Here is an 18,080-nt window from a genome sequence, read left to right as displayed (position 1 = left end):
GGGCCTGCCACTCTGCCATCTGCGCCTTGGTCATCAGACCGCCGTGGTTGTCCTTGTGACCGGCAATCGGCGTGCCCCAGCCCTTGACCGTATAGGCCAAGAAGCAGACCGGGCGGTCATGATCAATGGCGGCGAAACTCTCTGCCATGGTCTCCACGCAGTTGCCGCCTAGGTTCTCCATCAGCTCTGCCAGTTCCGCATCGCTGCGCCGTTCGATCAGCGCCGAGACCTCGCCCTGATCGCCCAGATCATCCAGCAGGCGCTGCCGCCAGACCGCACCGCCCATGAAGGTCAGCGCCGAATACTCCTGGTTCGGGCAGGCATCGATCCAGCCGCGCAAAGCCTCCCCGCCCGGCTCCTCAAATGCGGCCCGCTGCAGCGCACCGTATTTCACCCGCACCACATCCCAGCCAAAGGCGTCGAACACTTTCTCGACCCGCTCGAACAGGCCTTCGCGCACGATCCCGTCCAGCGACTGGCGGTTATAGTCGATGATCCACCAGGTGTTGCGCAGGCCGTTTTTCCAGCCCTCCTGCAGAACCTCGTAGATATTGCCCTCGTCCAGCTCCGCGTCGCCCACGAGCGCCACCATGCGGCCCAGCCGGGTCTCTGCCCCCCAGTCCTTGGCAGCGATGAAATCCTGAACCATCGAGGCCAGCGCGGTGATGCCCACACCCAGCCCCACCGAGCCGGTGGAGAAATCCACGTCGTCCACGTCCTTGGTCCGGCTCGGATAGCTCTGCACCCCGCCAAAGCCGCGGAAGTTCTGCATCTTCTCCCGGCTCAGGTTGCCCATCAGATACTGCATCGCATGGAACACCGGCGAGGCATGGGGTTTCACAGCCACCCGGTCCTCAGGCCGCAGCGCCGAGAAATAGAGCGCCGTCATGATCGACACCATCGAGGCCGAGGACGCCTGATGCCCGCCAACCTTGATCCCGTCCGGATTGGGGCGGATGTGATTGGCGTTGTGGATCATCCAATGCGACAGCCACAGCAGCCGCTGTTCAACGGTTTTCAGATGGGTCAGGTCCGGGCGCATGGCTCTCTCCTTATTCGGCGGCGTGCTGCATCGGCGCGGGCAGGGCCTGCTCCAGATCGGCCAGGATGTCCTCAACCTCTTCCAGGCCCACGGACAGGCGGATGAGACCGTCACTGATGCCATGCTCGGCGCGCTCTTCCGGAGTATAGGTCGAATGGGTCATCGAGGCAGGGTGCTGGATCAGGGTCTCCGCATCGCCCAGCGACACCGCCCGCTGGATCATCTGCAGACCATTCATCAGGGCAATGCCGCCCTGCAGCCCGCCCTCGACCTCAAAAGCGATCATCGCGCCAGGCTGATCCATCTGGCGTTCGGCCACCGCGTGCTGGGCAAAGCTCTCCAGTCCCGGGAAAAACACCGCCTGCACCGCCGGGTGCGAAGCAAGGAACTCCGCCACCACCCGGGCCGAGGCGCAATGCCGGTCCATCCGCAAGTTCAGCGTCTTCAGACCCCGCAGGATCAGCATTGCATTGAACGGCGCCATCACTGCGCCGGTCATGTCCTTCATGCCGACCAGGCGGATCTCGGCAATCTGCTCGGCGCGGCCCGCGACCAGCCCCGCAACCACATCGCCATGGCCGCCCAGGTATTTGGTGGCCGAATGCAGCACGATATCGGCGCCCAGCTCAATCGGCCGGGTCAGATAAGGCGTGGAGTAGGTGTTATCCACCACCACCTGCGCGCCCGCCGCATGGGCGATCTCTGCCGCGCCGGCAATATCCACCAGCCGCATGTTCGGATTGGCCGGGGTCTCGAAATAGACCACCCGGGTTTTGTCCGAGACTGCTGCGCGCAGGTTTTCCATGTCGGTCATGTCCACATGGGTGATGGTCACGCCCCATTTCGACAGCCCGTGGCGCATGAAGGCAAAGGTGCAGCCATACAGCGTCTTGTCGACAATCACCTCATCGCCGGGCGACAGCAGCGTCCACAGCACGGCCGTCACCGCGCCCATGCCGCTGGACAAGGCCAACCCGGCCTCGGCGCCTTCCAGCGTTGCAATGCGCTGCTCCAGCAGATCGCAGGTCGGGTTGGAAATCCGGCTGTAGATATGGCCGGCCCGTTCGCCCGCAAACATCTCGCCGCCGGCCTCAGCCGTCTCAAACGCAAAGGTCGAGGTCAGATGCAGCGGCGGCGTCAGCGCGCCTTCGTTCTCCTGCGGGTCATAGGCGTGGTGGATGGCGCGGGTGGCAAAGCCTGCGGAACGGGTCATGGCTGTCTCCTCAATCGTGTTACGGCCATAATGCGCCCCAATATCAGGTCACTGATTGCGAATTATGCTCCCATGGCTATCATGATTGGCAGATTCTGCTAACTTTCAGGCTCAAATGGACGACAAGGACAGACAAATCATCCGCGCCCTTCAACGCGACGGGCGCATGACAAACCAGGAGCTCGCCGAGGCAGTGAACCTGTCGCCCTCCCCCTGCCTGCGCCGGGTCCGCAACCTGGAAGCCAATGGCGTGATCCGCGGCTACAGCGCCGAGGTCGACGCCAAGGCCTACGGAATTGCAATCACCGTCTTTGTCCGCATCCGGCTGGAACGGCACAACGAAACCGACGTGCAGCATTTCGAACGCCGGATGCAGATGATCGAAGAAGTGCTGGAATGCCACGTGCTGACCGGTGTGATGGATTATCAGCTGCGGGTGCTGGTGCCTGACCTGGAAGCTTACGAGGATTTCATCCGCAACCGCATCCACCCGATTGGCGGCATCGCCTCAATCGACACCAGTTTTGTCTACGGCACCGTCAAACGCACTGCGGTGTTTCCGCTGCCTTCTTAGGCCCCGGATCAGCCAGCCAGCACAGAGACGGCTGGCAGCAGCACCAGCGCCAAGGCTATCGCTGCCCCCATCGGCAGGCTTCCCGGCGCCCGAACCACCGCCCAGTTTGCGGCGGCAAAGGGCCGGCCCACCCGCAGCGCCGCCGCAGCAACAACCGTTGCAAGCATCGCCGCGCTGAAGCACCAGCCAAATCCGGTCAGCGCCGCAGAGGGCACAAACAGCATCGCAGCCGCCATCATCTTGACGTCGCCTCCTGCCAGTATCCGCCAGTGGAACAAGGCCGCGCAAAGCAGAAACACCAGCACCGCCGCCAGCAGCCGCAGCCCGGTCTCCTGCAGCGGCAGCAGCGGTGCCGTCAGCACAAACACAGCCGCCATGCCCAGCACCAGCCAATTCGGTATCCGCAGATGCCGCAGGTCGCTGGCCGCAGCCCAAATCAGCAGCGGCAGCACTGCCGCCAGCGGCAGAAACCCGGACAGCCCGCTCATGCCGCCGTGCCCCGCCGCGGCGATTGCCCGGCAAACGTGTCCACGGATACCAGATGATAGACCAGCTCGGTCAGATTGCTGGTCCGGGTCTTGGCATAGATGTTGCGCAGATGCGTGCGCAGAGTCGATTTCGAGATCCCCAGATCCGACTGCACCCGCTTGGCCGGCTGGCCCTTGCTCAGCAGTACGCAGACCCGGTATTCGGCGCGGCTCAGCTGCGCCGGGTTCTCCATGCTCAAGAGATGCGCTTCCACCTCGGCATTGCGGCGCAGCCGCCGCTCGCTCAGGCAGGCTTCGGTGTACAGCCCCGGCGACCGGTTGGTCCAGGTCCGCACCAGCGTGTCCGAAATGATGTTCAAAAGCGCCTGCTGCACCGCCCCCGGACGGGAGGAAAAATGCAGCTCCAGAAAATCCGTGTGGCGGCGGCCCGAAGACAGCGGAATAACCGCCAGCTCTGCCAGCCTGCGCGACGCATGGAACCGGTCCAGTGCCGGATCGCTGTTCTGGTCGCTCATCGATTTGTACCAGATCAGCCCCGGCTTGGCCTTGTCCAGATAGCCCCCCAGCACCGCCCGCGCAAAGGAACGGTCCAGCGCCGGGCCATTGCGCTCACCAGCGGCCGCATCGAAAAACACTGATCCTGAAGCCCGGCCCTTGCCGGTCGAAACTCTGCAAACTGCAGCAGCTTCCCCATTAATGGCTGCCGCCAGGGCGCGCAAAGCGTCCCGGAATGGCGCGCAGCCATGAAGGCACTCACACCATCGCGCAATAGGCGCAATCATACCGGCCTCAGCGGCCTGGATGGTGCGGGTGTCAAAAAGCGCATTGGTCCCCATAACGCGCATCCCCCCACAGCAAAGTATACTCATTAACTTAGCGCTTTGAATGCCGTAGCAAGCGCAAAAAACAGTTACCCCCTTATTGCCTCCACCCATGCTGGCGGCATTCTTCAAATACGTCAATAATTTGACATTAATCGATCTGGTGCGATCAAATTTTCAATCATAAGGAGAAAAATTGCGCCGTTTGAGAGGGGCTTAGGGGGTCAATTCCGTAATTTTCAGAAGATTGTTCAACCACTTGCGAATCAACTGCCCAGCATCCGGATGTAACGGATCACCACCGGACCGATGGTGATTGCAATCAGCGCAGGCAGCATCAGCGAGGCCAGAACCGCCGACATCTTCACCGGCAGCTTGTTGGCCATTTCCTGGGCCCGCATTTCCCTCTGGCCGCGCAAATCTTCCGAGTAGGTCGCAAGCGCTGAGGCCATGCTGGTGCCGAACTGCATCGACTGCAGCGCCACATTGGCAAAGGAGCGGGCGGTTTCCACCCCGGTCCGCTGCGCCATGTCCAGCAATGCATCCTCGCGCTGGCGGCCCGCCTGGATCTGCCGCTGCACGCTCAACAGCTCAAAGGCCAGATCCGGCGAGACCTCGGCCAGCTCATTGCCGACCCGGGTCATCGCCGCATCAAACCCCAGCCCGGAATCCACCGAGATCCGCATCAGGTCCAGCGCATTGGGAAAGGCGTCCTCGATCCGGCGGCGGCGGGCCGCGGCGCGGGCGTTCAGCACATAAACCGGGCCGAAATAGCCCGCTCCCACCAGGCCGCTCAGGGCCTGAAACACCTGCAGGCTGGTCCAGCCCGCGGCAAAACCGGTCACCGGGTTCGGCGGCAGCAGCCCGGGCGTCCGCCCGGCTGCGATGACCAGCAGCAGCAGACCCGGCAGCACCAGCCCCAGCAGCACCCGGATCAGGGTGAACTTGCGCAGGGCGCCTGCCTGCGAGAACCCGGCCTGGGCCAGCTTGTTTTCCAGCTCCGAGCGCTCCCGCTGATCCGCAGGCACAAAGGCTTTCATCAGCCCGCCGGCCTGCCCGGCCGGCGCCTTCAGCAGATTCATGTCGCGGCGCTGGCGGCGGCGGGCCTCATGCAGCGACGACAGCCGCGCCGCCGCCGGGGATTTTCCGGCCAGGCTGCCCGCCAGGCCGAAGTAAAGCAGCAGCACTGCCGCGGCCGCGCCGGCAGCCGCCAAAGTTGCGGCAGACAGGCCGGTGCGGCTGGCAAATTCGGCAAGCAGCTGTTCCATGGCAAACCTCTCCTTCAAATCCGGAAACTGACCAGTTTCTTCAGCACAACCGCGTTCAGCACCGTCAGCACGGCGATACCGGCCATCATCGGCATGAACAGCGGGTCGTCAGAGATCCCGGAGAAATAGCTGGGTGTCAGCGCCGACACCGATCCGAAGATCACCAGCGGCAGCGCCGACAGCAGCCAGGCGGTCAGCCGCCCTTCCGAGGACAGCGCATGCACTTTGCGGCGCAAGGCGATCCGGCCGCGGATCACCCGCGCCAGCGTCTCCAGCATCCCCGACAGGTCGCTGCCGGTGCCGTGCTGGATGCCGATGCTTGCGGCCAGATACTGCACGTCCTCCAGCTGGCAGCGCTCGGCAAATTCCAGCACCGCCGCAGGCAGATCCTCGCCATAGGTCACCTGGTCGTAAATGATCCCCAGTTCGGTGCCCGCCGGATCCGCCATTTCACGGGCGGCAATGCCGATTGCATTGTTCAGCGGATGCCCGGCCCGCAGGCCCCGCGCCATCATCTCCAGCGCATCGGGCAGCTGCTGCACCAGCTGGTCCATCTGCTTGCGCAGCCGTGCCTGCAGCAGCGCCACGGGCACACCAAACCCTGCAACCGCCCCCAGCGCGGCGGCATTCAGCGGAGCGGTAAAGACCGACGCCGCAATGAACAGAAGCGCCGACAGCGCCGCGCAGCCAATCCAGAACGCGCCGGCGCTCAGCGGCACGCCCGCCTGGCGCAGGGTTTTCGCCAGCCCGCCCACCAGCGGCAGCCGCTGCCATCCGGTCCGGCGCGCAGGCGGTTTCAGCAGCGCCAGCCGTTCCGCTCCGGCCCGCCCCTCTGCGATCATCCGCATCCGGCGGCTGCGCGAGGCCTCAGCCAGGCTCTTGCGGCTCAGCAGCTGCCGCAGGCCCGACGCGAGCAGCAGCACGCCCAGGGCGAGGCCGCAGTAGATTGCAAACCCGCCCAGCCGACCGCTCCAGCCCTGCAGCGCATTCAGCAGATCATAGGCCATTCACGCTTCCTCCGGCAGGAACATGGCCCGGTCGAACCTGGCCCCGGCGGCCTCCAGCAGCGCCGTGCACTGCGGGCGTATGCCTGTGGGAATGAACTCCCCGGCGATGCTGCCGTCCGCTGCCTTGCCCAGACGCCGGAAAATGAAAATGTCCTGCATGGTGATCACATCGCCCTCCAGGCCGGTCAGCTCGGAAATGCTCACCACCCGGCGCTGGCCGTCTGCCAGCCGCGCCAGCTGCACGATGATCTGCAGACCCGAAGCGATCTGCGCCCGGATTGCCGGCAGCGGCAGCTCCATCCCGATCATCGAGACCATCTGTTCGATCCGCCCCAGCGCGTCGCGGGCGGAATTGGCGTGCACCGTGGTCATCGAGCCGTCGTGGCCGGTGTTCATCGCCTGCAGCATGTCGAAACTCTCGGCGCCGCGCACCTCGCCGACGATGATCCGGTCGGGCCGCATCCGCAGCGCATTGCGCACCAGGTCGCGCTGGCTGACCGCGCCGCCGCCCGCCGGATTCGGCGGCCGGGTCTCCAGCCGCACCACATGCGCCTGCTGCAGCTGCAGCTCGGCCGCATCCTCGATGGTGACAATCCGCGAACGCGGATCGATGCTGGCGGAAATCGCGTTCAGCATCGTGGTCTTGCCCGAACCGGTGCCGCCGGAAATCAGAATGTTCATCCGCGCTTCGACCAGTGCCTGCAGAAAAGCTGCGGCCTGGGCATTCAGCGCATAGCCCGCCACCAGCTTCTCCAGCGTCAATGGATCGCGGGAGAACTTGCGGATCGACAGCGACGGCCCGTCGATGGCGCAGGGCCGGATGATCGCATTGACCCGGCTGCCGTCCTCCAGCCGCGCATCGACCCAGGGGTTGCTTTCGTCGACCCGGCGGCCCACCCGCGACACCACCTTGTCGATGATCCGCAGCAGGTGCTTTTCATCGCGGAACCGCACCCCGGTCTGCTCCAGCACGCCAGCGCGCTCGACAAAGACCGTCTTGTGGCCGTTGACCAGGATGTCATTCACCCCCGGATCCGCCAGCAAAGGCTCAAGCGGCCCCAGCCCCAGCACCTCGTCGATCAGCTCATCCACCAGGCGGCGGAATTCATCCGCGCGCAGCGGGTTGTTCTCTTCCGCCAGAACGTCGCCAACCAGCGATGCCACCTCGCGGCGCAGCTCCTCCGGCTCCACCTTGTCGATCACCGCCAGGTTCAGCCGCTCGATCAGCGCTTCATGCATCCGGCTTTTCAATTCAAGAAAAGCACTCAGCTTCCTGTCTTCTGCAGAAGGCTCAGCCTCCGCCGCGCTGCCGTTTTGCGGCCACAGGGGCACAACCGTGTCTGCATCCGGCGCCTTCTCAGTTCTCTTGCCGAAATTCCTGAACATCTCAAACCGCCTTTCCCTGCGCGGGCTGCGCCGCCCCGGCACGGGCATTCCGTGCCTTAATCAGATCCTGCGCCATCCCCCTGACCGCCTTGGCCAGCCCTGAACGCCTGGCCGCCGCCGACAGCGGCACCCCGTGATCCACGGCCGCTGCGGCTGCCGATGCATCATCAGGCAGCCAGTACCTGAACGGCTTCTGCAGCAGCCTGGCTGCTTCCTTGTGATGGCTGGGGGCAATCAAAGGCTTGCGCTCGCGGCTGATCACGATGTCCGTCTGCAAGGACATGCTGGCCTCGCCGTAGAAATCCAGCAGCCGCCGCGCCTGGCAGATCGCCGGAACCGAGCTGCCGGTGACCATCAGCAGCCGCTCCGCCGCCTCCAGCACCGGCGTCAGCCATTCGGCCAGCGCCCGCGGCAGGTCGATCACCACAAAGTCGAACTGCAGCCGCAAATGGCTGATCAGCGCCTGCACCTGCTCCGGCTTCAGCGCATGCAATGGCGCAATCTCCGCCGGGGCGGCCAGCACCCGCAAGCCCGGCGCCGCCTCGGTCAGCGACTGTTCGGCAAACACCCGGTCCGGCACAAACCCTTCGCTGGCCAATTCATAGAGGCAGCGGTTCGGCGGCAGATCGAGAAAACTGCCCACCGCGCCGAATTGCAGATCAAGATCCACCAGTGCCACCCGGAATTCCGCTTCCTTCCGGCGCAGGCCCCGGCGCCGTGTCAGGCAATCGGCCAGATTGACCGCCAGCATGGTGGCGCCTGCGCCGCCGCAGGACTGGGCAACCGGGATCACCATGCCCTCCCGGCTGCGCTCTGCACCGGTCCCGGCCCGCGGGTCCGGCTGGCCCGGCTGATCCAGGCATTTGCGGATTGCCGCCGACAGCTCATCCGCCGAAACCGTGTCAGGCAGCACATCGCACACCCCGGCATCCATCAGGCGCCGCAGGTCCGCAAAGGGCATGGCCGCATCCGCCAGCGCCAGGATCCGCTTGGCACCGCCGGTGCGCTGCAGCATTCCGCGCACCGCAGCCGCGTCCTGTTCCGCATTTCCCTCAGCCCGGAAGATCACCAGATCATTGTCTTCCGCCAGCTGCAGCGCGGTGCCGTTGATGTCGCAGAGGGCTGCCGCGCATTTCTGCACCCCGGTCCCCGGGCGGAACTGCGCCACGCTGGCCACCAGGGTACTGACAGCCGGGTCCTTGGAAATCACCACGATGGATTGCGTTTCAGCCTGCATCGGCCTGTCCTTTCTGTTCCGCTGACCAAACCCGGCCCGGATCATCGGGCCGGGTTTGGCTCCGCTCCGCCGGTGCTGTCTTTTCCAGATGTCCAGGGCCACCCCCTTGCCCCGCGCCGGATAGCCCCAGAGTCAGCGGATCTCGGTTTCAGTGACCTCGGTGCCGCGCCGGATCAGCACGGTTCTGCGGGCCGGGGCGTCCCCGGCATTCGCCGGCAGGTTGTTCAGCACATCGCCCAGTCCGATCGACTCCAGCTGCACCTCCTCCGCCGGCGCATCCAGCGTCCTCAAGGTCAGGCTGAGCGTACCCGCCCGCTGCGCCAGCGCCAGGCGCTGGCCCTGCTCCGGAGTGACTTCGACGGTCACTGTCCGGGCCACACCCGGAGTTTCCGATTCTTCATTGGCATCCTGGTCCACCCCCACCACGCGGGAGTTCTGCAGGATGGTCACGGTTTTCAGATCTGCACCGCGGCCCTGGGTCAGCAGGATGTCGACCCGGTCGCCCGGGGTTACAAAACCGCCCACCGCGGTCTCGGCGCTGACCTTGATCGCCATTGCCCGGTGGTTCGGGCTCAGGTTCTGCACAATCGTCACCTTCTCGCCGAACTTGGAAATCCGCGACGCGCGGATCAGCTCGCCCTGCGCAATCGGGCGCCGGGCCCGGCGCGGCGGTTTGCCGGTTTCCGGCAGCAGCGTGTCATAGGCGGTGAATGTGCCTCCGGGCCGCGCGGTGGCAGGCCAGGCAATGGTGGTCAGCGTCTGCGCGGTAATCGCCGCGCCGAATGCAATGTCCTGCGACGCCACCACCACCTCGACCAGCTCCGGCCCTTCGGTCGCGCGGGCCACATTCTGGCCATCGATGTAATCCTTGGCGACATAGGCAGAGCCGCCCGCCAGCGCCAGCCCGGAGATCATGCTCAAGAGCGATGAGATATTCATGTCATGCATCCTTTCCGCGCGGCGGCAGGCCTGTGGGCCGGACCCGGCAACCGGGCCGCAACAGCCCATGTAAAAGTCAAAGGAAAGATGCCGCAGCCGCATCGCAGCCGCGGCATTCTCTGGACGCCCGCCCGCAGGCAATACCCGGCGGGACCTGGCAAAAGGCTGTTCTTAGGGATCCGGCATCTCATTGCCGGCCGCGGTCAGCGCGCCGCCGACTTCGGTTGACAGCGTGGCCAGCCCCGCAGTGCCCAGCGTCACCGCCAGGGCAATGGCAATTCCGTATTCCACCAGCGTCACCCCGCGCTCGTCGCGGCGCAGGCGGGACAGCATCTTCTTCAAAAATCCAGTCATGTTGTGTCTCCCGTCAATTGAACACCGGTCAATGCCGGCACAGGTTCAGTTTACCGGGCAGCCCTCAGGCGCCGCATCGGCGCCAAAGGCCAAAAACTCACCCCTGAATTGTATTTCTCCCCGGCCGCCGGGAGGTGTTCCGCCCCCTTTGCAGGCAGCCGTCCGGTGCCGCTGGAGCCACCGGCTGCCCGCCCCGGCCAAATTGGCAGGGCAGGGCGGAGCAGATCTTGCAGCATCATGATTTCAGATGATTTTTGCGCGGCTTGCACCGCTGCGCCAGAGCTCTGATACCGCACTCCCAGCAATCCATTGCCGAAGCCGGAATAACTCTGCGCCAGAACCCTAGCTGGCAAACGGGTTGACGATCCGCAGCGCGCCTTCAACGATCAGCCCGTCCTGCATGTCCTCGGAATAAAGCCTGCTGCAGCCGTTCACCAGCGCCGCCGCCACGATCATCGAGTCATAGACAGAGAACCCGTAACGCTCCCCCAGCGCGCGGCCTGCATCATGCACCTCGGCGGTCTGATCCGCCACATCGCAGACGGCCCGGATACCGCCGAGAAACTCGCCTGCCTCCGCCCAGGACATGCCGGCCTTGCGGATGCAGTTCACCAGCGCCTCATTCAGCACCTGGGTGCTGATCAGCCCGCCCTTCTGCAGCAGCCGCTCGGCAGTATCCGCCTTGGAGGAGGCGTCCAGCAGGTAGAGAATGACGTTGGTGTCGAAGAAATCACCGCTCATTTGCAGCGTCGCGCGTCAGCCGGTCCGCCGCAGGCAGGCGGCCGCGGAAACGGCGCAGGCGCTTCAGCACCTCTTCGGGGCGGGCATGGCGGGAGACCACAAGCCCGTCCTCCCCGGCCCGCAGCTCAATCTGATCGCCCTCTTTCAGCGCCATCTCCTGAACCAGCTTGGCAGGCAGCCGCACTGCCAGAGAGTTTCCCCATTTTGCAACTTGCATGCCCTTGCCTCCATCAATGGATATCACAAATGAAATGTATATCCTGCACACGGCATTTACAAGATCACCTGCCTGGCCCCTGCTTCTTTCTGGTCTCAAATACCCCGGGGTGAATTGGCCGTCAGGCCAAGAGGGGCAGCGCCCCTCCCCGCCTCTAACCGTTCAGCGCAATGGTCTTGGCACTGTCCCACGACAGCCACACTGGCCCCTGCTCCGGCAGCCCCTGCATATCCTGATCGCGGCCGATCACCTTCAGGCTTTCGCCCTGCCAGTCCAGAATGCAGGTGCCCATAGCACCGCCGAACACCTGCTGCACCAGGTTTGCCTGCAGCCGGTTCGGCGCCTCCGGCTCCTGCAGCGTGATTGCGATGTTCTCGGGCCGCACCGCCGCGGTAGAGCTGGTGCAGCCTGCGATCAAGGCGCCATCCGCCAGCCGCAGCCCGCCCGCCTCGGGCGTGCCGCTAAACAGGTTCGCCTCGCCCAGGAAGCGTGCGGTAAAGGCATCCTGCGGATCGTCATAGACCGCGCGCGGCGGGCCATGGCGCACCAGCCGCCCGTCCTTCAGGATGCCGATCCGGTCCGACAGGGTCAGCGCCTCCTCCTGGTCGTGGGTAACAAAGATGGTGGTGATGCCGATCTCGCGCTGGATCCGCTTCAGTTCGATCTGCATGTCCACGCGCAGCGCCTTGTCCAGCGCCGACAGCGGCTCGTCCAGCAGCAGCACCCGCGGCTGGGTCACGATTGCCCGCGCCATCGCCACCCGCTGCCGCTGGCCGCCGGACAGCTGATGCGGCTTGCGCGCCCCCAGATGGCCCAGCTGCACCAGCTCCAGCGCCTCCGCCACCCGGCGGGCGCGGTCGGCGCCCGGCACCTTGCGCACCTCCAGCCCGAACCCGACATTCTCGGCCACCGTCATATTGGGAAACAGCGCATAGTTCTGAAACACCATGCCGATCTCGCGCTTCTCCACCGGCACATTCTCCACCGGATCGCCGCCGATGATCACCCGCCCCGTGTCCGGCGCCACAAAGCCCGCAATCGCGCGCAGCAGCGTGGTCTTGCCGCTGCCCGACGGGCCCAGCAGGCCAAAGAACCCGCCGTCAGGAAAGGTCAGCGACACATCATCCAGCGCCCGCGCGGGGCCGTAGGTCTTGACCAGATGCTCTACCCGGACTTCGCCCATTACTGTTCGCCTCCGAAATTTGAATAGCGCGCGGCCAGCAGCATGATGCCCATGGAGACCGCGATGATGATGGTGGAGACCGCGTTGATCTCCGGAGTGAAACCCTTGCGGATCGAAGTGTAGATCAGCACCGGCAGGGTGCTGTCGCCCGGCTCCGACAGGAAGTAGGAGACCACGAACTGGTCAAAGCTGACGGCAAAGGCAAAGAGGCCGCCGGCGATGATCCCCGGCAGGATCCAGGGAACAGTCACAGCCATGGTCACCTTCCAGGCGCTGGCGCCCAGCGAACGCGCCGCCTCTTCCAGGGTTCTGTCAAAGGTTGCCAGCCGCGCCGTCACCACCACGATCACATAAGGCAGCGCCAGCGCCGCATGGCCGATGATCACTGCCGGCGTGCCGCGGTCCAGACCGATGCCGAAGAAGAAGATCAGCATCGCGGTGCCGGTGATCAGCCAGGGGATCGCAATCGGCGGGAACAGCAGCAGCTGCAGCACGGTCTTGCCGGGAAACTCATAGCGGAACAGCGCAATCGACGCAGCGGTGCCCAGGCTGGTGGCAATCACCGTCACCACCACTGCAATCCAGACCGAGCGCCAGGCGGCCTCCAGGATTTCGTCATTCTTCCACAGCCGCTCGTACCACTCGGTCGAGAAGCTGAACGGCAGCTGGTAGAATTCCGAGGCGTTGAACGACATCGCGGCCATCACCAGGATCGGCGCATAAAGGAAGAACAGGATCAGCCCCAGATAGGCCTTGCCCAGATGGGCCAGCAAACGGTTGCTCACGTCCGTGCCCTCCGCAGGATGGGGCTGAAGGCGCCCAGGATCACCAGCACCACCGCCAGCAGGATAAAGGACAGCGCCGCCCCCAGGGGCCAGTTGAAGACCGCCACAAACTGATCCTCGATCACCGTGCCGTAATAGGTGCCGCGCCGCCCGCCGAGCAAACGCGGCTCCATGAAAGAGCCCACAACGGGCACAAAGATCAGCACAGCACCGGCCAGGATGCCAGGTGCGGCCAGCGGCAGGATCAGCCGGGTCAGGATGGTCCGCCGCTTGGCGCCCAGCGACCGCGCTGCCTCGATCAGGCTGTCGTCAATTGCCTGCAGCGCCAGGTAGGAGGTCAGGATCACGTAAGGCAGATAGGAATGCACCAAACCAATCACGATGGCAGTGGGGCTGAACATCAGGTTGATGCGCACATCCCAGGGCAGCACTGCATTGGCAGCAAAATCCAAGACCCCATTGCCGCGCAGCACAATCGCCCAGGAGAAGATCCGCACCAGCGAGTTGGACCAGAACGGCAGGATCACCAAGAGGAACAGCGCCTCGCGCGAGCGGCCCTTGATCACCTTGGCCAGCACATAGGCGCATGGGAAGCCGATCAGCACCGAGATCCCCGTCACCATCAGCCCCAGCTTCAGCGACTTCCACAAAAGCGTCGCATAGGTGCTGGTCTGAAAGAACTCCTGATAGTTCTCCAGCGTCCCGTGCCACTCGCGATCGCCAAAAGGCACATCGGACAGAAAGCTGAAGAACACCATCGCCGACAGCGGCAGGAACACCGCCACCGTCAGCCACAGATACGCCGGGGAAAGGAGCGTGAACGCCCGTATCCGGTCCTGTCTGGCAGATAAGCTGCTCATCTCATTTCCCTTGGGGTCTTGGCATTTTGAAAACAGTCTGTCTGAAACCCCGGGCCGCCTGCGGCCCGGTTCGCGCCCGTCCCCGCCCCCCAGGGCGGGCGCGAACCTGTTGTTGCGGCAATCACCAGCGGCATGCAGCTTTGCTTTCAGATAGCTTTGGCCCGCCCTACTGCGCCGCCTTCAGCTCTTGCCAGAGCTTCAGGTAGGTTTCGCGGTTCTCTTCCGACACCGGCCGCATGAACTGCACCTTGGCCACGGTGGCCGGATCGCCCAGCACCTTGCGGTTAAAGCTGGTCTCGGGCAATGCCGCCGCCGCGTTGGCGTTGGAGGTGGCCGGCGCGCCCTCGGCGTCCCATTTCACATAGAACTCCGGATCGACCATCCAGTCGATAAAGGCGTGTGCGGCCTCCTTGTGGGTCGAGCTTGCCGGGATCGACAGCCCGTCCAGCCAGCCGATGGCGCCTTCATCCGCCACCACAAAGGTGATCGGCAGCCCCTTGGAGATCGACCGCGAAGCAGACCCCGACCAATAGGTCGCGACAGCAAAATCGCCCGCTGCCATGAACTGGTTCCAGTCGTTCTCCGAGCCCCAGAAAGTGGTGATCTGCGGCAGCAGTTCGGTCAGCTTCGCCTTCACCGCATCCATGTCCTGGATGTCGTTGATGTTCTGGCCGGTCGCCATTGCGGCGAACTGCACCGCCTCCAGCCCGTCGTCGCGGATCGACACGCGGCCCTTCAGTTCCGGATCCCACAGCACCGACAGCGAGGTCGGCGCGTCCGGAAACTCGCCCGCGTTTACCGCCAGCGAGGTCAGCCCCCATGTCCAGGGCACCCCATGCAGCGCACCGCCGGGGTTCAGATCCTCATTGCCCGTAAGGTTCGGGTCCAGATCAGCAAAGTTCGAGATCAGCGTCGCATCAACCGGCCCGATCAGCCCCTCTTCCTGCGCCTGCGCAGTATAGGCCGCGTTGATCAGCACTACGTCATAGGCGCCCGGATTGGTGCGCAGCTTGGTCAGCATCTCCTGTTCCGAGGTGAAATACTCATGCACCACGGTATGGCCGGTGGCTTCGGTAAAGGCCTCCAGCGACCAGTCCAGATCGGTGCCGTAGCCTTGCCAGTTCAGCACCCGGATTTCATCACCCAGCGCTCCCTGGGCAGCCAGGGCCAGCACCGATGCGGCGAGCAGTTTCTTCATGATATCCTCCCAGATATGTGTGTGGTGTGTCAGACCGGGGCCTCTGCGCGCTCCAGCACGCTTTGAACCTCGTCCCATGCCGGAGCCGTTGACGGCCCGCGTCTGGTTGTTGAAAGCGCCGCGCTGATGTTGGCTGCCCGCGCGGCCGCCGCCGCCGCCCAGCCCTGCGCCATCAGCGCGATGAAGGTGCCGGTATGGGCATCGCCTGCCCCGTTGGTGTCCACTGCCGAAACCTTGTGGCCCGGCAGATGCGAGACCACCCCGTCCGGCAGCGCCAGCCAGCAGCCCGCAGCCCCTGCCCGCACCAGCGCGCCGCCCTTGCGGCCCTCCGCCAGTTTGCAAGCGGCCTCCGCCGGGCCGGCAAGGCCGGTCAGCACCCGCGCCTCCTCAGCATTGGCCGTCACCCAGGCCGCAGCGCCCAGGGCCGCCGGCACAGCCGCCGCCGGAAGCTCCGCCACCAGCGGACAGGGATCAAACACCAGATCGAGCCCGCGCCCGGCCTGCGCCTGCAGCCAGCGCGTCAGCGCCTCCCGGCTGCCCTTGTAGTGCAGCGCATAGCCCGACAGCAGCAGCCAGTCCCCTGCTCCGGGCTTGATCCGCGCCAGATCCGCATCCGTCACAACCCCGTCCGCCCCGGAGGAAGCGATAAAACTGCGCTCGCCATCGCGGTCGATCAGCACCGTGCAGCAGCCCTGATCCTGGCCGTCCAGCCGCGGGTGCAGAATACCGATGCCCTCATCTTTCAACGCCGCCTCGGCAATCCCGGCAAACGCCCCGCTGCCCAGCGTGCCGCCGTAATCCACGTCCAATCCGGCCCGGCGCGCTGCCACCATGGCGTTGAACCCGCCGCCCGCAGCAATGGCGCTGCCGTGCACCACCGCCTCGGTTCCGGGCGCCGGCACCGCGTCCACCGAGTAGATCATGTCGATGATCACCCCGGACAGCTGGATCATCCGCGCGCTCATCCCGCAGCCCTCCGCGCGCGCAGCTCCAGCAGCCCGCGTGCCACCGGTTCCAGCTCCAGCCCATTGGCCGCCTTCACCTGCGCCAGCTTCTCTGCCGGAAAGGCGCCTATCCCGGCACAGGCCCCCGCCATCGCGCAGGCAATCGCGCCGATGGTGTCGGTGTCATCGCCGAAATTCGCCGCCAGCAGCGCCGCCTGCCAGGGATCGCCCTGCGCCAGCCGCACAATGCCAAAGGCTGCCGCCACCGACTCCCGGCTGGCCACCGAGTTGCCTGCCACCCGCAGCAGTTCCTCTTCGCCGCCGCTGTCTGCGGCCTCAACCGCGCGGGCAATCCGCCCGGCCATATCCTCTTCGCCGACGGGATATCCTTGCGCGCTGCCGATCCGGGCCGCCTCCAGCGCCGCGGGCAATGCCGCCTCGAAATCCGCACCGTCAATGCCGCAGCTCACCGCCATCGCCACGGCCGAGGCCGCCGCAATGGCCTCGCGCGTGGCATGGGTCACCCGGCAGGCCTCTGCCACTTTGGCCGCCAGCGCGCCTGCATCCTGCGCGGGGCAGGCAATGCCCACCGGCGCAATCCGCATCGCCGCGCCATTGGTGGTGCCGCCCTTGCCGGTCTCATCTGCCGGCGTGCCCGCCAAGAGCGCGTCCAGCGCCGCCTTCGACGACGGGCCCAGCAGGTCGCGCAATCCCCGCGCCCGCACGTCGGCTTCCCAATCCAGCAGCGCCCGCGCCCAGCGGTGATCGTCAACCCCCTCCGGGTTCTCCAGCAGCAGACCCGCCAGCAGCAGGGTCTGCTCGGTGTCATCCGTCACCTGCGCCGCCCGCAGCCCGTGCGACACCGGGTGATCCGGGAAAGGTTCAATGAAATCCGTGATCCGCCCGTAGGCCGCCCGGATCTGCGCCCGCGGCAGGGTCTGCGCCGGCATGCCCATGGCATCCCCCAGGGCCACCCCGGCCAGCGCCCCAAGCGCCCTATCGAACCGTTCCGTCAAAACGAAATCCTCAAGCCAAAGCGGTCCGGATCGAGGATGCTTTCCACGAACTCCAGCACGCTGCCGTCCTCGCAGCGGGTCACCCGCTGCAGCCGCAGCATCGGCGCGCCGGCCGGGCGCTCCATGATCGCCGCATCCACCGCTTCCAGCGCCGGGATCACCCCCGCCGTCTCCTCGCCGCTGGCCGCCGCCAGACCCTGCCCCGCCAGCGTTTCATTCAAAGAGCCGTCCTGCAGCCCCTGCTCCAGTACCGCCTCAAATCCCTCGCGCCATGGCAGCCGGCTGCGCTCCAGCGAAATGCCCTGCCCCGCGGTGCCGCAATACCGCAGACGGTCCAGGCACAGGTAGTCCTGCACCTCCCCCAGCACTGCATCCGCGCGGGCGCAGCCATCCTTGCGCAGCGACAGCAGCCGCGTCGACACATTGCCGCCGCCTTCGGACAAGGCCACGGTCCAGCCCTGGCTGCTGTCAATCGTCGCGCCGTCATAGGTCACAAAGGACCCGATCCCGGTGCGGGTGGTGATCAGCCCCTGGCGCGACAGCTTCTCCAGCCCGCGCCGCACCGTGTTGCGGCTGACCGAGAACCGCCGCATCAGCGCCCCTTCGCTTTCCAGCTGGTCGCCATGGCCAACGCGGCCCTCGCGGATCTCGCGCTCGATGGTCTGCGCCACCTGCTCAGATTTTGGGAGTCCGACGTGTTTCACTGGCTTGCGAGTCATAGTACCTGTTCCTACCTGTACCTTTTGGTATTCGTGCTGTTCTGTCAAGAGCCCTGCGCGCAGGCGCTGGAACCGCTTTCGGACTTCT

20 protein-coding genes are annotated in these 18,080 nt (G+C 65.4%); 1 reads left to right on the top strand and 19 read right to left on the bottom strand.

What is annotated here, in order from left to right:
* On the bottom strand, positions 1-1,042 hold a 1,042-nt coding region (locus RA20_RS00215), incomplete at its 3' end, for a 1-deoxy-D-xylulose-5-phosphate synthase N-terminal domain-containing protein (protein WP_039123562.1).
* A gap of 10 nt (positions 1,043-1,052) precedes the next feature.
* Complete coding sequence (locus RA20_RS00210) at positions 1,053-2,255, bottom strand: methionine gamma-lyase (protein ID WP_039123561.1); 1,203 nt, start codon at positions 2,253-2,255, stop codon at positions 1,053-1,055.
* 115 nt (positions 2,256-2,370) lie between these two features.
* On the opposite strand from RA20_RS00210, the gene RA20_RS00205 reads away from it, so the two are divergent.
* Positions 2,371-2,829: an Lrp/AsnC family transcriptional regulator gene (locus RA20_RS00205; protein WP_039123559.1), complete on the top strand. Its 459-nt coding sequence runs from the start codon at positions 2,371-2,373 to the stop codon at positions 2,827-2,829.
* Between the two features lie 8 nt (positions 2,830-2,837).
* Here the strand turns inward: RA20_RS00205 and RA20_RS24475 are convergent, their stop codons facing one another.
* From RA20_RS24475 to RA20_RS00115, 17 genes are all read right to left on the bottom strand, one after another.
* Positions 2,838-3,317, bottom strand: coding sequence for a prepilin peptidase (locus RA20_RS24475; RefSeq protein ID WP_052248756.1), 480 nt, complete (start codon positions 3,315-3,317; stop codon positions 2,838-2,840).
* Positions 3,314-3,952 (bottom strand): helix-turn-helix transcriptional regulator, encoded by a 639-nt coding sequence (locus tag RA20_RS00195; RefSeq protein ID WP_193748744.1) that lies wholly within the window; start codon positions 3,950-3,952, stop codon positions 3,314-3,316. Before RA20_RS00195 ends, RA20_RS24475 begins: the two co-directional genes overlap by 4 nt.
* A 452-nt stretch (positions 3,953-4,404) precedes the next feature.
* Complete coding sequence (locus RA20_RS00190; protein ID WP_039123558.1) at positions 4,405-5,406, bottom strand: type II secretion system F family protein; 1,002 nt, start codon at positions 5,404-5,406, stop codon at positions 4,405-4,407.
* A gap of 14 nt (positions 5,407-5,420) precedes the next feature.
* Positions 5,421-6,413 carry a type II secretion system F family protein gene (locus RA20_RS00185; protein WP_039123557.1) on the bottom strand — a complete coding sequence of 331 codons (993 nt, stop codon included), beginning with the start codon at positions 6,411-6,413 and terminating at the stop codon, positions 5,421-5,423.
* Entirely contained in the window at positions 6,414-7,799 is a 1,386-nt protein-coding gene (locus tag RA20_RS00180) for a CpaF family protein (protein ID WP_039123550.1), read from the bottom strand.
* A 1-nt stretch (position 7,800) separates the two neighbouring features.
* Positions 7,801-9,036, bottom strand: coding sequence for an AAA family ATPase (locus RA20_RS00175; protein ID WP_039123549.1), 1,236 nt, complete (start codon positions 9,034-9,036; stop codon positions 7,801-7,803).
* Positions 9,037-9,168: 132 nt separating this feature from the next.
* Positions 9,169-9,975, bottom strand: coding sequence for a Flp pilus assembly protein CpaB (gene cpaB, locus RA20_RS00170; protein WP_039123566.1), 807 nt, complete (start codon positions 9,973-9,975; stop codon positions 9,169-9,171).
* Between the two features lie 171 nt (positions 9,976-10,146).
* On the bottom strand, positions 10,147-10,329 hold the full coding sequence (locus RA20_RS00165) for a Flp family type IVb pilin (RefSeq protein ID WP_039123546.1): 183 nt from the start codon (positions 10,327-10,329) through the stop codon (positions 10,147-10,149).
* A gap of 342 nt (positions 10,330-10,671) precedes the next feature.
* The gene (locus tag RA20_RS00155) at positions 10,672-11,070 is read right to left on the bottom strand and encodes a PIN domain-containing protein (protein WP_039123542.1); all 399 of its coding nucleotides are present in this window, start codon (positions 11,068-11,070) and stop codon (positions 10,672-10,674) included.
* The gene (locus tag RA20_RS00150) at positions 11,060-11,287 is read right to left on the bottom strand and encodes an AbrB/MazE/SpoVT family DNA-binding domain-containing protein (RefSeq protein WP_039123540.1); all 228 of its coding nucleotides are present in this window, start codon (positions 11,285-11,287) and stop codon (positions 11,060-11,062) included. The genes RA20_RS00155 and RA20_RS00150 overlap by 11 nt, the downstream gene beginning before the upstream one ends.
* Positions 11,288-11,441: 154 nt before the next feature.
* Entirely contained in the window at positions 11,442-12,470 is a 1,029-nt protein-coding gene (locus RA20_RS00145; RefSeq protein WP_039123539.1) for an ABC transporter ATP-binding protein, read from the bottom strand.
* Positions 12,470-13,255 (bottom strand): ABC transporter permease, encoded by a 786-nt coding sequence (locus RA20_RS00140; protein ID WP_039123538.1) that lies wholly within the window; start codon positions 13,253-13,255, stop codon positions 12,470-12,472. Before RA20_RS00140 ends, RA20_RS00145 begins: the two co-directional genes overlap by 1 nt.
* Positions 13,252-14,115: an ABC transporter permease gene (locus RA20_RS00135; protein WP_039123537.1), complete on the bottom strand. Its 864-nt coding sequence runs from the start codon at positions 14,113-14,115 to the stop codon at positions 13,252-13,254. The genes RA20_RS00140 and RA20_RS00135 overlap by 4 nt, the downstream gene beginning before the upstream one ends.
* A 166-nt stretch (positions 14,116-14,281) precedes the next feature.
* The gene (locus tag RA20_RS00130; RefSeq protein WP_039123536.1) at positions 14,282-15,313 is read right to left on the bottom strand and encodes an ABC transporter substrate-binding protein; all 1,032 of its coding nucleotides are present in this window, start codon (positions 15,311-15,313) and stop codon (positions 14,282-14,284) included.
* Between the two features lie 29 nt (positions 15,314-15,342).
* Positions 15,343-16,278, bottom strand: coding sequence for a PfkB family carbohydrate kinase (locus RA20_RS00125; RefSeq protein ID WP_039123533.1), 936 nt, complete (start codon positions 16,276-16,278; stop codon positions 15,343-15,345).
* On the bottom strand, positions 16,275-17,273 hold the full coding sequence (locus tag RA20_RS00120; RefSeq protein WP_039123532.1) for an ADP-ribosylglycohydrolase family protein: 999 nt from the start codon (positions 17,271-17,273) through the stop codon (positions 16,275-16,277). The genes RA20_RS00125 and RA20_RS00120 overlap by 4 nt, the downstream gene beginning before the upstream one ends.
* The gene (locus RA20_RS00115) at positions 17,270-17,992 is read right to left on the bottom strand and encodes a GntR family transcriptional regulator (protein ID WP_039123531.1); all 723 of its coding nucleotides are present in this window, start codon (positions 17,990-17,992) and stop codon (positions 17,270-17,272) included. The genes RA20_RS00120 and RA20_RS00115 overlap by 4 nt, the downstream gene beginning before the upstream one ends.
* Positions 17,993-18,080: the final 88 nt, after the last annotated feature.

It is taken from the genome of Leisingera sp. ANG-Vp, from assembly GCF_000813725.1.
Classification (GTDB): Bacteria; Pseudomonadota; Alphaproteobacteria; order Rhodobacterales; family Rhodobacteraceae; genus Leisingera.
This window is presented reverse-complemented; position numbering and strand designations above follow the sequence as displayed.

What these genes read in the sequence shown, in the direction of transcription:
- RA20_RS00210 (WP_039123561.1), bottom strand. Translation starts at nt 2,255, where the DNA reads ATGACCCGTTCCGCAGGCTTTGCCACCCGCGCCATCCACCACGCCTAT.
- RA20_RS00205 (WP_039123559.1), top strand. Translation starts at nt 2,371, where the DNA reads ATGGACGACAAGGACAGACAAATCATCCGCGCCCTTCAACGCGACGGG.
- RA20_RS24475 (WP_052248756.1), bottom strand. Translation starts at nt 3,317, where the DNA reads ATGAGCGGGCTGTCCGGGTTTCTGCCGCTGGCGGCAGTGCTGCCGCTG.
- RA20_RS00190 (WP_039123558.1), bottom strand. Translation starts at nt 5,406, where the DNA reads ATGGAACAGCTGCTTGCCGAATTTGCCAGCCGCACCGGCCTGTCTGCC.
- RA20_RS00185 (WP_039123557.1), bottom strand. Translation starts at nt 6,413, where the DNA reads ATGGCCTATGATCTGCTGAATGCGCTGCAGGGCTGGAGCGGTCGGCTG.
- RA20_RS00180 (WP_039123550.1), bottom strand. Translation starts at nt 7,799, where the DNA reads ATGTTCAGGAATTTCGGCAAGAGAACTGAGAAGGCGCCGGATGCAGAC.
- RA20_RS00175 (WP_039123549.1), bottom strand. Translation starts at nt 9,036, where the DNA reads ATGCAGGCTGAAACGCAATCCATCGTGGTGATTTCCAAGGACCCGGCT.
- cpaB (WP_039123566.1), bottom strand. Translation starts at nt 9,975, where the DNA reads ATGAATATCTCATCGCTCTTGAGCATGATCTCCGGGCTGGCGCTGGCG.
- RA20_RS00165 (WP_039123546.1), bottom strand. Translation starts at nt 10,329, where the DNA reads ATGACTGGATTTTTGAAGAAGATGCTGTCCCGCCTGCGCCGCGACGAG.
- RA20_RS00155 (WP_039123542.1), bottom strand. Translation starts at nt 11,070, where the DNA reads ATGAGCGGTGATTTCTTCGACACCAACGTCATTCTCTACCTGCTGGAC.
- RA20_RS00150 (WP_039123540.1), bottom strand. Translation starts at nt 11,287, where the DNA reads ATGCAAGTTGCAAAATGGGGAAACTCTCTGGCAGTGCGGCTGCCTGCC.
- RA20_RS00145 (WP_039123539.1), bottom strand. Translation starts at nt 12,470, where the DNA reads ATGGGCGAAGTCCGGGTAGAGCATCTGGTCAAGACCTACGGCCCCGCG.
- RA20_RS00135 (WP_039123537.1), bottom strand. Translation starts at nt 14,115, where the DNA reads ATGAGCAGCTTATCTGCCAGACAGGACCGGATACGGGCGTTCACGCTC.
- RA20_RS00130 (WP_039123536.1), bottom strand. Translation starts at nt 15,313, where the DNA reads ATGAAGAAACTGCTCGCCGCATCGGTGCTGGCCCTGGCTGCCCAGGGA.
- RA20_RS00125 (WP_039123533.1), bottom strand. Translation starts at nt 16,278, where the DNA reads ATGAGCGCGCGGATGATCCAGCTGTCCGGGGTGATCATCGACATGATC.
- RA20_RS00115 (WP_039123531.1), bottom strand. Translation starts at nt 17,992, where the DNA reads ATGACTCGCAAGCCAGTGAAACACGTCGGACTCCCAAAATCTGAGCAG.